Below are 15,266 nucleotides of genomic sequence, written 5' to 3'. Positions count from 1 at the left end.
GGGACTCACCTTACCCTTATTCGGGACATATTTCGAAAATTACGAATATGCCTCGAACAAGACTAAAAGGAATCCCGAATGAAATTTTCGATTTTAAAAATTTGAAGGTCTATTTTTTGACCTTCAGCCGACAGGCTTGAAGGACTTACAAGGGATTGAAATTCCATTTATCTTGATTTTTTTCCTACTTTTGCAGCTCAAATTCAGTAACATGTCAAATCAAGTTCCAGAGGACGGCACATTTCTTCCCTTGATGGAAGAATTCTACACGATACAGGGGGAAGGATACCATACCGGAAAAGCAGCATATTTTATTCGTTTGGGAGGTTGTGATGTAGGCTGTCATTGGTGTGACGTCAAGGAGAGCTGGGATGCTGAAATGCACCCCTTGACTTCTGCAGACGTCATCGTGGAGCATGCTTTGCAACATCCGGCAAAAACCGTGGTGATTACCGGTGGCGAACCTTTATTGTACAACTTGACCTACCTGACCCAAAAGCTTAAGGAAGCAGGCATCAAGATTTTCTTGGAAACCTCCGGAGCTTATCCTTTGACGGGATATTGGGACTGGATCTGCCTTTCTCCAAAAAAATTCAAGGGACCGAGAGAAGATGTGTTGAGTGCAGCAGGTGAACTGAAAGTCATCGTCTTCAATAAAAGTGATTTCCAATGGGCCGAAGAACACGCGAAGTTTGTTAGCTCGACCTGCAAACTCTACTTACAACCGGAATGGTCCAAGGCTGCAGAGATGACTCCTTTGATCATTGACTATGTTAAGGACAATCCAAGGTGGGAAATCTCCTTGCAGACACACAAATATCTGAACATCCCTTAATGGCGAATACATTTTGCCCATTAGATATAAAAAGGGAAGGGCTGCAAATTTTGATTTGCAGCCCTTCCCTTTTTGTAGCCAATCTTTTTTATTGAAAGGGGAAAATATCACTTTCCGTTCTAGCTTCAGCCATGATCTTCTTGGCTTTTTTCACCAGTTCAGGATGCTTGGCAGCGATATTGTTTTGCTCGGCAACATCGGTCGGTAAATGGTAAATTGCTATTTCAGCATCCGGATTACCTTTAGCATTCAAGCGGATAGCCTTATAGTCACCTAACCTTAAGCCTTGCTTCCCGCCTTGTTCATGGAATTCCCAATATAGATATTCATGTTCCTTTTGCCCTTTTTTACCCAACAGGGTTGGCAAGAAACTGATACCATCGGTTTGTTTCATCGGTTTCGCTTGGGCAATTTCCAATAATGTTGGTGCTACATCCCAGAAAGCGCCTATATGGTTAGATTTGCTATTCGCTTTTACCTGAGCTGGCCAATGCACAATAAAAGGCGTTCTTACCCCACCTTCATAAACATCACGTTTATTACCACGGAATGGACCCGAACTCTTAAAGAAATCAGGATCTGCTCCGCCTTCCCTATGCGAGCCATTGTCGCTCGTAATGATGATAATGGTATTTTCAAGCATTCCTTCTTCTTCCAAGGCAGAAACTACATCTGCTACCTGCCTGTCCATACGGGTAACCATAGCTGCAAAGGTCGCTCTAGGCTTAGCTTGGCTGGTATAACCTGAACTCGCATTAGGTCCATAAGGGCTACCTTTGAATGGTTTTTCCTCAAACTTCCCGTCAAACTCCTGAAAGATTTCATCTTCCGGAACGATCAATTCAGCATGGGGCAATACCGTTGGGATAAACAGGAATATAGGTCCATCCTTGTAATTATGGATAAAAGTCAATGATTTCTGATGGATCAGGTCTGGAGCGTAGGTCGTGGTTTTCATTAAGTTCTCATTGCCCTTCAGGTCAATACGCTCCTCATTATCCCACAGATGAGTTGGATAATAACGGTGGGATTGTCTTTGGCAGTTATAGCCATAGAATTCATCAAACCCTTTTTCCAGGGGATCACCTGTCGTTCCAACCATCCCCAAGCCCCATTTTCCGAATGCACCGGTTCTATACCCAGCATCTTTCAGGGCCATGGCAAAGGTTTCAACTTGCTGAGCTAAAGGTTCCTGACCTTCAGGAACTATTTCTTTATTCCCACGGATATGCGTATGACCCGTATGCTGCCCGGTCATCAAGGCAGAACGTGAAGGGGCACATACAGGAGCCCCGGCGTAGAAGTCCGTGAAGAGCATGCCTTTTTTAGCTAAGGCATCGATATTTGGGGTGCTGAATTTTTCTTGTCCATAGATACTTAAGTCTCCATAGCCGAGGTCATCAGCGAGAATCAATACAATATTAGGTTTCTTGGATTGAGCTAACAGCATCAGGTTGAGAAACAGCAACCCGAACAAAAGAGAGTATTTGCGCATTTTAGAGTTTTACGATTTCACCAGTCTTTACAGATTCATCACATGCAATAGCGATTTGGAGGCTATTGATGGCATCCTGCATTGATTTTTCCAAATTTAAGTTTTCCTTTATGGCTTTCAGGAAAAAGCGTTGTTCCCTGTTGCAGAGTTCCTGATGGTCAGGCTCATCGGTTAGGTCTAGCCATTCATCTTTTTTCAAAAATTCATTCTGCGCATTGATATCAGCATAATGGACCTTTAAGGATTCTGTTTTGGTATGTGACTCGACAGAGTCTGAATTTCCAGCTTTTCCAGCTTCTTTGGCCACGATGGATACGCAGCCCTTCGGCCCGATCACGTCTTTTACAAAGAACGCCGTATCACTGATCATAGGGCCCCAACCTGCCTCATACCAGCCTACACTGCCATCATCAAAACGGATCTGCAGCTGGCCATAATTGTAATTATCTGTCGGTATATCATCCGTTAGCCTTGCACCGATGGCCGATACAGTGACCGGATTGGCATTGGTCATTTGGCACATCACATCGATATAATGCACCCCACAGTCAACAATTGGGCTCAGGCTTTTCATCAAATTACGGTGCACATCCCACATATAGCCTTGGCTTTGCTGGTTCAGGTTCATGCGCATGACCAAAGGATACCCCATGGTCTTGGCAACCTCAATAAATTTAATCCAGGAAGGATGATGCCTTAAAATATAACCCACCACCAGTTTTTTATCGGCAGCATTGGCCGCATCGATTACTTTCTGGGCCCCTAAAACCGTATCCGCAAGGGGTTTTTCAATGAAGACATGTGCTCCTGCCTGAAATGCCTTGATGGCATAGTCTTCATGGGTATCCGGATAGGTAGAGATGCAGACCGCATCCGGTTTCGATTCTTCTAGGGCCTGCTCATAGCTGTCATACAAGGGGTATTGCGCAGCTAATTTCTCATTCAATTTCTTTTTACTGTCTCCACGCGAGACCAGTCCTACAATTTCAAATTCTTCCATCTCATGATAGGCCTGCGCATGGGATGCTCCCATATTACCACAGCCAACCACTAAAATCTTTATCTTTTCCAATATTTCCCTTTCACCAATAATTATGTCGCCAATCCCGGTCTAGGGATTCTTGCAGTATCTATTTCCATTTCCCAATTATATCCATCTGAACTCGGACCATAGGTTTTGGTTGAATTCAAGATTTCATCCAACGAAATAATGCTACCAGTATAAGCAGCTTCGCGCGCCCAGATAGCCATTAAGGTAGAATCCGCCATAAAATCACCATCATTGATCACTTGCTTATTCTTGATGGCCGCAAAAAGCTCATCATGTTGCGTCTGGTACATATTGTTCATCTTACCGTTAAATTTCCACGGATTTGATCCATTGATTGCATAGGAACTCAAAAGGCTTACATTAAAATTGCCTTTGGTCCCGATTGCTTCTACGGAGTTTCGTGGTTGGGTACCATTTTGCTGTCTGCCGAAATGGAACCCTTTCAAGCCATCTCCATAATCAAACTCAATGGCAAAATGGTCGAAGACATTGCCATACTTGTCCCAAGGACGGCTCTGTCTACCTCCTGTTCCTGAAACGGTTTTAGGCAATCCGCGGTTTAAGATCCAGTTCATGAAATCTATGCTGTGCACGGTCTGTTCAACGATGATATCACCCGAATAGCGTTGGTAGTAAAACCAATTGTACAATTGATATTTTAGGTCGGTCCAATTTGGCTGCCTAGGTTTTTCGGTCAATTCACCGCCCAACCTGAAGGTACTGATGGCATAGATATCACCTATACTGCCATCATGGACTAATTTTGCCAATTCACGGTTAGGAGTTGAATACCTAAAGCAATAGCCAGAAACAAGGTTCAACTTTTTCTCTTTGGCTACTTTTACCGCTTCACGCACTTTATGTACACCGGGCACATCTACCGCCATAGGCTTTTCACAGAAGATATGTTTACCATGTTTAACCGCTTCGGTCAAATGATCCGGTCTAAAGCTCGGAGGGCTGGCCAACAACACGACGTCAACGTCGGAGGCTATTAAGTTTTTATAGGCATCAAAACCTACATATTTCCTTTTTTCAGGAACATTGACGCGATCTTTGTGCGCTTCTTGCAGGGAAGCCAGCGCTGTTTCCAATTGTTCCGGAAAAATATCGGCCAATGCCACAATTTCGACATCTGGATCAGCAGATAAGGCCTGAAAGGCGGCTCCTGTTCCACGACCTCCACAGCCGACTAATCCTACTTTTATTTTTTTCTTGAAATCAAGGTTGGTATTTGAAAAGTCTAATGAAGTGGCACCAAGGATAATACCACCGTTTTTAATAAAATTTCTTCGGTCCATTCGGTCTTTTTTTGAATGATTCAGATTGATCTAATGTTTTTGATATGTTGATTATTTCAATAAATAATTGAAAAATTATCTATTTTCACAGCAAAATAACAATTATTACAATTTTATGCAAATAACCGATACAGAAGCCGGACCATTGATAGAGAACACTACGGTGGTCTTTGGATTATTGATGACGATCTTAGGTTTGGTTTTTTACACCTCCAGTCTATCCAACAGATACATCAAGGGATTTTATAATGTCATCCCGCCATTGTTGCTCTGTTATTTCTTACCGGGGCTATTGAATTCGTTTAATATCATCGATGGTGAAAATTCGCCATTGACGACGATCGGGAGCCGTTATTTTCTTCCGGCCTGTTTGATCTTATTTGTGAACAATCTAGACCTCAAGGAGATGTGGGCATTGCGCAAGAGAGCAGGATTGATGTTCATAACAGGTACAATAGGTATCCTATTGGGCGGCCCATTGGCTGTTTACCTGACTTCCTTGGTCGCACCAGAAGTCGTTGGGGGCACAGGGCCCGATGAGGTCTGGCGTGGATTAGGTGCATTGGCAGGTTCATGGATTGGTGGATCTGCAAACCAAGTGGCCTTAAAGGAGATCCTTCAACCTTCTCCTAACCTCTTCTCTTCCATCATCGCCGTGGATGTTTTTGTAGCCTATATCTGGATGGCCATTCTATTATATGGTGCAAGCAAATACAAGGCCGTGGACAAATTCTTCAAGGCCGATTCCCAGGACGTGGAGCACCTAAAGGCAAAAATGGATGAACGCGTAAAAGTTAACAGCCGCATTCCGGAGACGAAAGATTTTATGATCATGATTGCGTTAGCCTTCGGCGGAACGGGACTGGCAACCTTATTGGCAGAACCTGTTGCTAACTTTATGGCAACCCATTATCCGGAGACGGAGAAGTTCTCCCTGACCAATACTTTCTTCTGGTTGATCTTCTTTGCTACTGCCATTGGGATATCCCTATCTTTCACTCCAGCAAAAAAACTGGAATTTGCCGGAGCATCCAAAATCGGAACCGTTCTGTTATACGTACTGATCACCACAATCGGAATGCAGATGAACATCATGGCCATTTTGGGCAACCCTGGTTTATTTGTAGTCGGCTTTATCTGGATCAGTTTCCATGCTATATTGTTGATCATTGTTGGAAAGATCTTTAAGGTGCCATTCTTTTACTTTTCTGTGGGAAGTATGGCGAATGTAGGTGGTGTTGCCTCCGCATCCGTGATGTCTGCTGCCTTTCATCCCTCTTTAATTTCTGTTGGAGTAATCTTATCAGTATTCAGTTATGCAATCGGAACCTATGCAGGATGGTTAACGGCATTGCTGATGAAAATCGCTTCAGGCGTATAAAAAAAACCTATCATTTCGAGAAACAGCGCTAAGTCAAATAGCGCTGTTTTTTTTGCTTGCCGACACACATTTTCCACTCTCCCTCTGAATTGATTAAACACTTAACTTAAAGTTTATACTTAAAACACTAATTTTTACTTTAGTATTAATATTTTTATTTATTTTTGCTAATATTAATTAATTAAGAACCAATTAATTAAAAAATAACGATTATAGATAAACAGCCAACCTGTTATTAAGAACCAAAAAATCATGAAGACCCCACAGGAACCACACTGCTTGGGCGCTGAAGATTTGAATGCCTCTGTAAGGAAAAAAGACAAAAAACCTTACTTACGCCCGAAAATTTCCATTCAGCCCCTACAATTAGATTTCAGTCTTATGGCCACTTCTACCCATGTCAGAATGGGAGGCCCAGGCAATGTCCCAGAAGTTGAAGACTGGGAGGACGAAGGAGAAACTATTAAAGATTTTGACTTTTAGAAAAACCAACTAAACCCTAAAAAGATGAAAATTACAGCCCCCCTATTTATTCTGAGCAGTTTATTTTGCATTGTCATGTTAAATTGTTGCAAGCCACGTGATATAGATTTACCATCCGAAAAAGGGATTGTATTTCGAGTGGTAGGAATCGAAGAAGATAGTAGCGCAGAATTAATGGGCTCCAATAGAGAAAGGGATACCGAAAACCTCAATAAATTCCCTATCCATCGAGAGCTACACAACATAGAAGGCATGGACATCGATTTAATGATCGAAGAAAGCGCTGAAAAGAATATAGCATTGACAAAAGCTGTAAGCAGCAAACCATTTGGTGAATTTAACTGGTACATCATCATGCTCTTTGAAGCCGACGGCAATGGCAACGCTGTGTCGTTTCACCTTCTCTCCACCAGCACTGGCAATGGACCAACTATCCCATTTCCCGCATATCGCAATAGGCAATACAGATGGTTTGCCTATTCCTATAACTCCTCTACTTACCTCCGCCAACCAACAGTTGAATCTCCTATATTAGATGTCAACTCCGCAGCAGCTGAAGACGGAAGCGACTTTCTTTACGCCACGGGCGTAATCACAACGAGCAATGATCCGAACGCTCCAAATGTAGCTTCCATTACTTTTAAAAGAATGGTCAGTGCGATACGTTTTGAAATCGATGCTAGAGGCGCATTCTCTTCCATCAAAAATTTGAGGGTGGATTTCCCAGCATCCTCTAATGGTTTTAAAAACGGGAAATTCTCCCTTAGAAATGGGGTATTTAAAGAGACAAACGCTGAGGAGCCATTTAGTAGACCAACATGGCTTGATCATATAGCCGATACCATTCCAACCGGATGGGTCAAATATCAACAGTTGCTAACTGTTCCGAACGGTGAACCTATGAATTTTCAGGCTATCCTAAAAAGTTTGACCCTTACAAGCCAAACCATTACACCAAATAACCCTACCGCAATCACCTTTGCAGACCGAGATTACGGAATACCTACAGCGGGCATTCCATTAAATTTCCCAGCTTTCACACCTGTTGCAGGCAAGCGATATACCATAAAATTAAGATTAAAGGAGAGCACACTTTTAGTGGGTGGAACCAATTGGGCTAGGGGAAATTTGACCTATGTAGCCAATTCACCAAAAAACAAATATAGATTTTGGTACGACAACAACTTTATAAAAAATGTCAATGGCGGAATGATAAACTTTATAGAACGCGATTATTTTGACACCAGACCACCCATAGGGGAACCACAAGCCGAACCCAGAAATTGGGACCCATGTGCTTTAGTATATCCAGAAAACACTTGGCGGCTTCCAACAGCAGCAGAATTCACTAGACTCGGCGAATTGGCAGAGTCGATTAACAGAAATCGGGTTGACCAAGAAAATAATGGCGGATGGTATGCGTCTTGGAGAAACCGACCAGGGGTGGGCACTCCAAGGTACAAAAACAATAATTTTAATTTAGTTGCCGCTGGCTTCAGGGACAGAAAGACAAGAGAATTAAGGAGATTTAATTATCGGGGTTTTGGAACGCTTTCAGCTGATGAAGGATTCTTTAAGACCTCGGACACGACCCAGTTTTTCAATTTTGACTATGGCGGATTTGCAGGCATAGACTTTGGCATGAGGGTGTTTACTACTCATGAAGGCATTGGAGCAAATGTTCGCTGCGTGAGGAGATAACCCCCATTTGCTTAGCAAAAAAAACAACAATATTAACCTAGCTGTTACTCAATTTTTGGACGGAAGAGAGGCAAATGTGCGATGTATAAGAAAATAAATAATTAGGCAAAAATATAACTACATATAATATTTTTTCTTGTAGGCGTAATGATTTTCATTGCGCCTTTTTTGTTTTGAATAATTTTCGACTACAGACTTAATAAAACATATGACGAAAGAAAATTTCAAAAAACAGGCCTTTAGTAACATTTTTATACTTTTAATAAATTTTTTACGAAATATTGTTTTGAATTATATAATTTTGAAACAAACGATTATAAACCATTGATAATATTAAATAATTATAGACCAACCAGTTTAAGATTGATCGGATTGAAATATTCATAAACTAAAAAGCATGATTTTATGCCTAATAAAAAAACAAGAAGGAAAACTTTTTTTAAAAACAATGAACATCTCAAACAAGAATATAGCCTTCCAACAATTGAAATCTATGTTGTTAAATTAGATTTTGATGTTGCTATTACATCAACCAGGATAAGGATTGGAGGGGAAAACGAAAATACGCCAAAAGTTGATGAATGGGAAGATTCCGACGGCAAAACCTTTAATGTAGACTTCTAAAAGCAAATAGACCCAAATTAAAAAAACAATGAAGCACAGAATTGACCCAATTGTCTTCATCTCATTTTCTTTTCTAATCCTCTTTTGCCAATGCAAGAGACCTGAGCCTACAATTGGGGGCAAGGAAGGATTAACATTCAGTGTACAAGGCATTGGAGAAACCATAGACACAAAGGAAATCCTTGCAAAGCACAGTTCAAAACAGAACAGTGCTGAACCCTTGATCTTTAAAAAAGAGCTGACTTCTGCAAATGGTGTAGATTATGACTATATGCTAGCCGAATCGAAAGCCTTTGAACCGAAATCCCGTTCGATAGCCATAGCAAACCCGCTACCCAGCAGCACAAAATACCTGATCGTGCTGTATGATGCCAATGATGCCGGTGAGGCAACTACGTATTTTGGCCAGGCACAGGCTTCGGCAACTTCTGAAATCGTGATCGACGCCTATAGGAACAAAAACTACCGTTGGTTTGCCTATTCCTACAATAATGGCAATGATCTAGCGACATTTGACCCTGCAAATCCAAATCTGACCATTAATTCTACAGCATTGGGCCAGGGGTCGGAATTTTTATACGCGACAGGGCTGATCCGAACTTCTGATGACCCTGAAGCCGAAAATAGAATTCAGATAACCTTCCAGCGGAAAATGAGTTTACTCAGAATTGAGCTGGACGCTAGGGGTACCTTTTCCAAGATCAAGAGTACCAGTATTGAATTCCCTCAAAGTGGTGGAAATACTGGTCTTAATAATGGCGTATTTTCAATTATTAACGGAAATTTCACGAGCACCACGCCTGTAGCTTTTAATGCAAGCCAGTGGACCGACGCCATAGCCGACAGCATTCCCTTAGGCTGGGTGAAATACATGGATTTCCTAACTGTTCCCAGTGGTGGAAACATGAGTTTAGCGGGTAACATAAAGAATACCATAATCACAAGTCAATCTGTAAATTCAGAAGCGCCCAATGTAGATTATTTTGTTGATCGAACGTTTGACAATGTCCCATTTAGCGTACCTACTTTTACACCTGAAATGGGCAAACGCTATGTGCTAAAAATACGGCTGATCGAATCGGGAATAAATTATGGTGGCGCAAGTTGGGCACGTGGAAACCTCACCTTTGTTGCAAACTCCTTGAAGAATCAATACAGGTTTTGGTATGACAACGGTTTTGTAAACAACAAATCTGGAGGTATGATGAATTTCATAGAAAGGGATTACTTTGATACCAGACCCCCAAGACCACTTCCACAAACTGGTCCGACGATCTGGGATCCATGTGACCAAGTGTACCCGAAAGGAACTTGGCGCCTTCCTAAAACCTCTGAGTACCATACCATAATAAATTACACGACCAACAGGGTCCGCTACAACCAACCTGGAGACAAAGGCTGGTATATGGCCTGGACAAATGTTTCATCATTGGGTCCACCGAGATATCCAGACAGACACCTACCCTTTGTTGCGGCTGGATATAGGGCAATGAACAGAACATTGAAAGACTTCAATTATGAGGCTGGAAATATAGTACCTTTCTTTCCAAAATATGGGGATATAGGATATTATAGGACTTCAGACACTTTAACGTACATGACCATGTATTACAGGCAGAGTGCCGTGTTTACGACAATGGTACTAGATTTAGAACAGATCAGGGACGGAAGAGGCGCCAATGTAAGATGTGTCCGTAAATAATAAAGAAAGTTATAGGTAGTTTTAAGTATAGGTCAATAGTTAGTGTTGAGAAAAGGCCGCGAAAATTTCGCGGCCTATCTATTATCAATCCAATTGTTGTATGTTATTTTTTTGCATCAATCTGATCTTGGAACTGCTGCCAGTCATAATAATGGAACACCATTCCATTACTCATAGCAACCAAAATTCCTTTCGGGAATTTAGCTCCGATCGGCATAGATATCGCATCGGCACCATCACACTCCACAGCTGATACCGGAACCTCAGCAATCCTTGTATATTGATGAGGATTTCCTGCATCCCCTTCTCGAGGGTAGATGTTAAAGGAATTGTTCTGTTGATTGGAGGCTACAATATAACCTGTACTGTCGCTGCTCTTGTAGATGGCAATACCTTCATGGTCCTCTTTGAAATCCTTTTGTCCGAAAACCGCAAGGACCTCATTGCCCTTAGCCGGATCAGCATAGTATTTATGGATTCCGAAACCTTCATCAGAATAATAGACATAACCTAGTTCGTTATCCACGGCTATTGCCTCGATTTCCTTTCCTCCCTGGAAGGCTCCGAATTCACGCACTTTATTACCTACGACCACGCCATCCTTATCCTGTAGTTCATACTGATACAGGTATTTTCCTGTCGGTCCGATCTTTCTACCTACGATGGCATAGATCTTATTTCCTGTAGTATCCATTTGCGTATATAGCGCGATACCCATAGGTGACCTTTCTGTTTCACCTTCAAACACGGGAATTCCGCCATTATCTATCGGCTTTAGATCCGGTAAGCTGAACACCCTGATCTTATCTGTACCGCGTTCTGTAACTACAGCTATATCCACTTTCTTACCGGCCAAATTAAAGCCATAAGCGATGTCGACATTGTTTGGACGATCCAAAGGAACGACCTTATTGATGATCTTTCCGTCCATATCATAGGCATAAAGCCCACCGGTTTTTTCATGTTTATCTGTCCCGATAACGATTACCTGGGAGCTATCCTGAGGGTTGACCCAAATAGCGGGATCATCGGTATCATTAGGCACCACTTCAGTAATTACGGCTGGTTTCAGCGCATTTTCGGCAACAGGGGCCAACTTATCTCCACAGGAGACAAGCACTAGGGCCGAAAAACTAAATATTGTAAGTTGTTTCTTCATTTGTTGGTTTTTATAAGTCATATTTAATTCCAAGGGTATAGCGCGGCTTGTAATATTCTAATTGGCGCATGCGCTGTACATCACCTTGGTAGTAACGCAAAGGTTGATTGGTTAGGTTGTTGGCTTCAGCAAAAATGCGAAGTGACTTAGTTACTTTATATGCAGCATTTGCATCTAGGAAAAACTGTTTGTCATAATAAGCATCGGTAAATGCATCATCTCCGATTTCATCCAAGTAAGCTGCCGTATAGTTTGCAGATACACGAGCTGAGAATTTATTGTTTTCCCAAGACAAGGATCCGTTCAACATGTGCGGGGCAGTTCTAGGCAGACCTAGGCCTTCACGCAACACACCGTCTTCACCTGAGATACCCTTAGCTTTTGACTCGGTAAAGGTATAGTTTGCATAGATGGCGAATCCTTGCAGGAATTTTCCAGGAAGGAAATCCAACTGTCTCTGGAAAGCAACTTCAAAACCATAAACATCTACCTTATCGCCGTTTCTAAACTGTGCAAAGTCCCATGTTTCACCTGCAGCGATAGGGTTTGCTAGATTTGGGAACACTTCCGAGAAACGAGCATTGGTAAAACTCCTATCATTGTACATGTAGATAAAGTTCTTTAGGTTTTTATAAAATGCACCTCCGGAAATAATACCCACATTTTGGAAATAGCGTTCCAACATGATGTCGTAGTTGGTCGAATAGGTTGCTTTCAAGTTTGGATTGCCTGCGAACAATTCTTTATCATCTATGTTGGAGTTAACATATGGCGCCAAGGCGTAGTAGTTTGGTCTTGCCAAACTGGTTGTCACAGCAGCACGAAGGATAAAGTTGTCCGAGAAATTATGCTTTAAGGTAATACCTGGAAGAATGTTGGTATAACTGTTTTCATTACGGATCTGACCTTTTAATTCTTCTTCATCAACGACATTATTACCGGTATAGTCAATGCGAGTATGCTCCAAACGAGCTCCCAAGATCAAGGCTGTTCTTTCCGTAATATTTTGATCCCAACGTACATAACCTGCAAAGATCTGCTCTTTTGCTTTATAGTTTTGGGAAAGGAACTCTTTTGGGTTTGCCTCTTCTTCAAATTTAGATTTATCGCTTAGGTTTAAACCTCCTAAATAGTTTTTGTCTACAAAGGTCCCTGGAGCATAACGCTCACCTTGGTCCCAAGTTTTGGCGTCCCATGTCACCAATGGCATTCCAGAAGTTAAGGTCTCAAAGCCTGTAACGGGCTTGTATTCAAAGAAATTGTTATCTCTTTCTTTGGTTTTCAACCTTACACGTCCACCAAAACGGATCCTTCCTTTTTGATCTGCAATCACCGACAAAGGAATACGGAAGTTTAATTTGGCACCGAATTCATCTTCATGGGTGTTGTTTTCATTTTCTGTGATTTCATTAAGTTCAAATTTGTCCAAATCTGCGTTTGCATTCGCAATAAATGGCAGGTAAGGATCAGAAATATCGACAGAAAGAGGTCCCGATGGTTTTTCATAAGAGATATACCTTTCGTTAGGTCTCCATTCAGAGGCTCTTGAATAAGAAGCAGCCCAGTCCATATCCAACAAAGGTGAAATAAGGTGCTCCCCTTGCAATGAAAAGTTCAATACAGTCTGACGCTCTAAACGACGGCCTTTGTTTCTGCTATTATCAATACCGCCTTTAGTTTCACGTTCAATTAGTCCTGTGTAAGACTTGGTTGCATTATCGTACTTTAGCTTTGAGAACTTGGTTGCAAAACGGTTTTCGCGGTCATCACGCCAGTTGTACATGGCATTTAAGGCAATCCTGTTTCTAGAATTAAAGTTGTAGTCCCAGGCAGCTGATACACTTCTACGGACACGGACCACATCATATTTACGGATCTGCATTTCTTTTAGGAATACATTTCCATCTTTTTGATCCCATTCGGCTTCAATGTTGTTTGAACCAAAATCATTGGTCTGCATCGTTCCACTCAATACCAAGCCCATCTTGTTATCCAGGAATCGGTTACCATAGATCAAAGATCCATTGTAGATTGCTTTTTCACGAACTGGGGAATATCCACCACTTAGGGTAGCAGAAATACGTTGCTTATTCGGAACGGCACGAGTGATCAGGTTCACACTACCACCGATCGCATCAGCATCCATATCAGGGGTCAATGTTTTGTTGACTTCGATCGATGAAATCATGTCGGAAGGAATCAAGTCCATCTGAACATTACGGTTATCACCTTCTGCTGAAGGAATACGGTCACCATTCAAGGTCACAGAGTTCAATTCTGGGGAAAGACCACGGACAATAATATTTCTTGCCTCACCTTGGTCATTTTGCATCGTAATACCCGGAACCCTTTTCAAGGCATCTCCGATATTCTGATCCGGAAAACGGCCCACTTGGTCAGAAGAAATAATATTCGTGATGTTGCTGTTATTTTTTTGCTGGTTCAAGGCTTTTGCTTGACCTTTTGCAATATCTCCAATGACTTGGATCTCATCAATTGTTTTGCTAGCTGGCTCCAAAAAGATTTCAACAGCCATATCGGTAGTCTGGATCTTTTGTTCAAAATGTTGGTAACCTAAATAGTCAACCGATACGGTATAAGTTCCAGCAGGAAGGTTTAGGAATTCAAAATTTCCGTTTGCATCGGAAACCGTGAATTTATTGCCTTCTGCAATTCTTAAAGTTGCACCTGGTAAAGAAAAATGATCATTGTTGTCCATGACCTTACCTTTTAGGATGGTCGTTGTAGCCAAAGGGGTGGTCCTTTGAGCAAAGGAAATACAACAAATGAAATTGAATAGGAATAATAGGAATAATCTCATAAAGTTAATAATTTAATGGCCCAAAAATATTTATAGGGATTTACTAGATTATTAACTGGATGTTATTAATTTGTTAACATACCAACCTGTCGATTTTCCTATAATGAGTATTTATTTCTTTTTATCAGCAAAATAGCCTAAATGCAAGAAATGCAGTTCGCAAAAAGTTAACATTGAATTCTCATCAGATTGTTAAGCTTCGTATTTCATGGAAAGCCGATTATTTATTTTTCATATTTTTAGAAAAACACTAAAGATTAAGGTCGATGGAAGAAAATATATTTTACGAAGGACAGGTTTTATGGTCGCAGATTGATGCAAATGTGCATTTACGACATTCTGCATATGCGGATTTTTGCGCCCAGGCAAGGAGTAATATGCTGAACAAGATGGGGCTGTCGCTAGAGGAATTCAATAAGCGAAAGATTGGACCTATTTTGTTTCGTGAAGAGTTGAATTATTTGCGGGAAATAGGTTTGGATGAGCGGGTAAAAGTAAGCGTTGTGATCACTAAATTCAACAAGCTCAATTCCAGGTTTTCCTTCAGGCATGAGATCTTTAAGGAAAATGGTGTGAAAGCGGCTGTAGTGTTAGTGGATGGTGCCTGGATGAACATTAGAGAAAGGAAATTGACCAACATCCCAGAAGAATGGATGGAAATTATCAGCAAAATACCTAAGTCCGAAGATTATACTGAAATAGATTCTTAGTTA

Annotated in this window: 12 protein-coding genes; 7 read left to right on the top strand and 5 right to left on the bottom strand. The window is 41.5% G+C overall.

Annotated elements, in window-relative coordinates; all coding sequences use genetic code 11:
- Positions 1 to 211 precede the first annotated feature (211 nt).
- On the top strand, positions 212 to 835 hold the full coding sequence (locus NLF99_RS17520) for a 7-carboxy-7-deazaguanine synthase QueE (RefSeq protein ID WP_185210479.1): 624 nt from the start codon (positions 212 to 214) through the stop codon (positions 833 to 835).
- Positions 836 to 923: 88 nt separating this feature from the next.
- On the opposite strand, the gene NLF99_RS17515 is transcribed toward NLF99_RS17520, so the two are convergent.
- From NLF99_RS17515 to NLF99_RS17505, 3 genes are read right to left on the bottom strand one after another with little or no spacing between them, the layout of a single operon-like run.
- Positions 924 to 2,330, bottom strand: a complete 1,407-nt coding sequence (locus NLF99_RS17515; protein WP_254529817.1) for an arylsulfatase — start codon at positions 2,328 to 2,330, stop codon at positions 924 to 926.
- Between the two features lies 1 nt (position 2,331).
- Positions 2,332 to 3,402: a Gfo/Idh/MocA family protein gene (locus NLF99_RS17510; protein ID WP_254529815.1), complete on the bottom strand. Its 1,071-nt coding sequence runs from the start codon at positions 3,400 to 3,402 to the stop codon at positions 2,332 to 2,334.
- Positions 3,403 to 3,422: 20 nt separating this feature from the next.
- Entirely contained in the window at positions 3,423 to 4,682 is a 1,260-nt protein-coding gene (locus NLF99_RS17505) for a Gfo/Idh/MocA family protein (RefSeq protein ID WP_185210482.1), read from the bottom strand.
- Positions 4,683 to 4,797: 115 nt separating this feature from the next.
- On the opposite strand from NLF99_RS17505, the gene NLF99_RS17500 reads away from it, so the two are divergent.
- From NLF99_RS17500 to NLF99_RS17480, 5 genes are all read left to right on the top strand, one after another.
- Complete coding sequence (locus NLF99_RS17500) at positions 4,798 to 6,063, top strand: DUF819 domain-containing protein (protein WP_254529813.1); 1,266 nt, start codon at positions 4,798 to 4,800, stop codon at positions 6,061 to 6,063.
- A 252-nt stretch (positions 6,064 to 6,315) separates the two neighbouring features.
- Positions 6,316 to 6,546: a hypothetical protein gene (locus tag NLF99_RS17495; protein WP_185218211.1), complete on the top strand. Its 231-nt coding sequence runs from the start codon at positions 6,316 to 6,318 to the stop codon at positions 6,544 to 6,546.
- Between the two features lie 24 nt (positions 6,547 to 6,570).
- The gene (locus NLF99_RS17490) at positions 6,571 to 8,247 is read left to right on the top strand and encodes a fimbrillin family protein (RefSeq protein ID WP_254529811.1); all 1,677 of its coding nucleotides are present in this window, start codon (positions 6,571 to 6,573) and stop codon (positions 8,245 to 8,247) included.
- Between the two features lie 405 nt (positions 8,248 to 8,652).
- Positions 8,653 to 8,871 (top strand): hypothetical protein, encoded by a 219-nt coding sequence (locus NLF99_RS17485; RefSeq protein ID WP_254529809.1) that lies wholly within the window; start codon positions 8,653 to 8,655, stop codon positions 8,869 to 8,871.
- Between the two features lie 28 nt (positions 8,872 to 8,899).
- Positions 8,900 to 10,573, top strand: a complete 1,674-nt coding sequence (locus tag NLF99_RS17480) for a fimbrillin family protein (RefSeq protein WP_254529807.1) — start codon at positions 8,900 to 8,902, stop codon at positions 10,571 to 10,573.
- Between the two features lie 103 nt (positions 10,574 to 10,676).
- Here the strand turns inward: NLF99_RS17480 and NLF99_RS17475 are convergent, their stop codons facing one another.
- Both NLF99_RS17475 and NLF99_RS17470 read right to left on the bottom strand, forming a co-directional pair.
- Positions 10,677 to 11,732, bottom strand: a complete 1,056-nt coding sequence (locus NLF99_RS17475) for a phytase (RefSeq protein WP_254529805.1) — start codon at positions 11,730 to 11,732, stop codon at positions 10,677 to 10,679.
- 10 nt (positions 11,733 to 11,742) lie between these two features.
- Complete coding sequence (locus NLF99_RS17470) at positions 11,743 to 14,553, bottom strand: TonB-dependent receptor (protein ID WP_254529803.1); 2,811 nt, start codon at positions 14,551 to 14,553, stop codon at positions 11,743 to 11,745.
- A 266-nt stretch (positions 14,554 to 14,819) separates the two neighbouring features.
- On the opposite strand from NLF99_RS17470, the gene NLF99_RS17465 reads away from it, so the two are divergent.
- Positions 14,820 to 15,263, top strand: coding sequence for a thioesterase family protein (locus NLF99_RS17465; protein WP_185210490.1), 444 nt, complete (start codon positions 14,820 to 14,822; stop codon positions 15,261 to 15,263).
- The last annotated feature ends 3 nt before the right edge of the window (positions 15,264 to 15,266 follow it).

Source organism: Sphingobacterium sp. LZ11T8, assembly GCF_024261425.1.
Lineage (GTDB): Bacteria > Bacteroidota > Bacteroidia > Sphingobacteriales > Sphingobacteriaceae > Sphingobacterium.
This window is presented reverse-complemented; position numbering and strand designations above follow the sequence as displayed.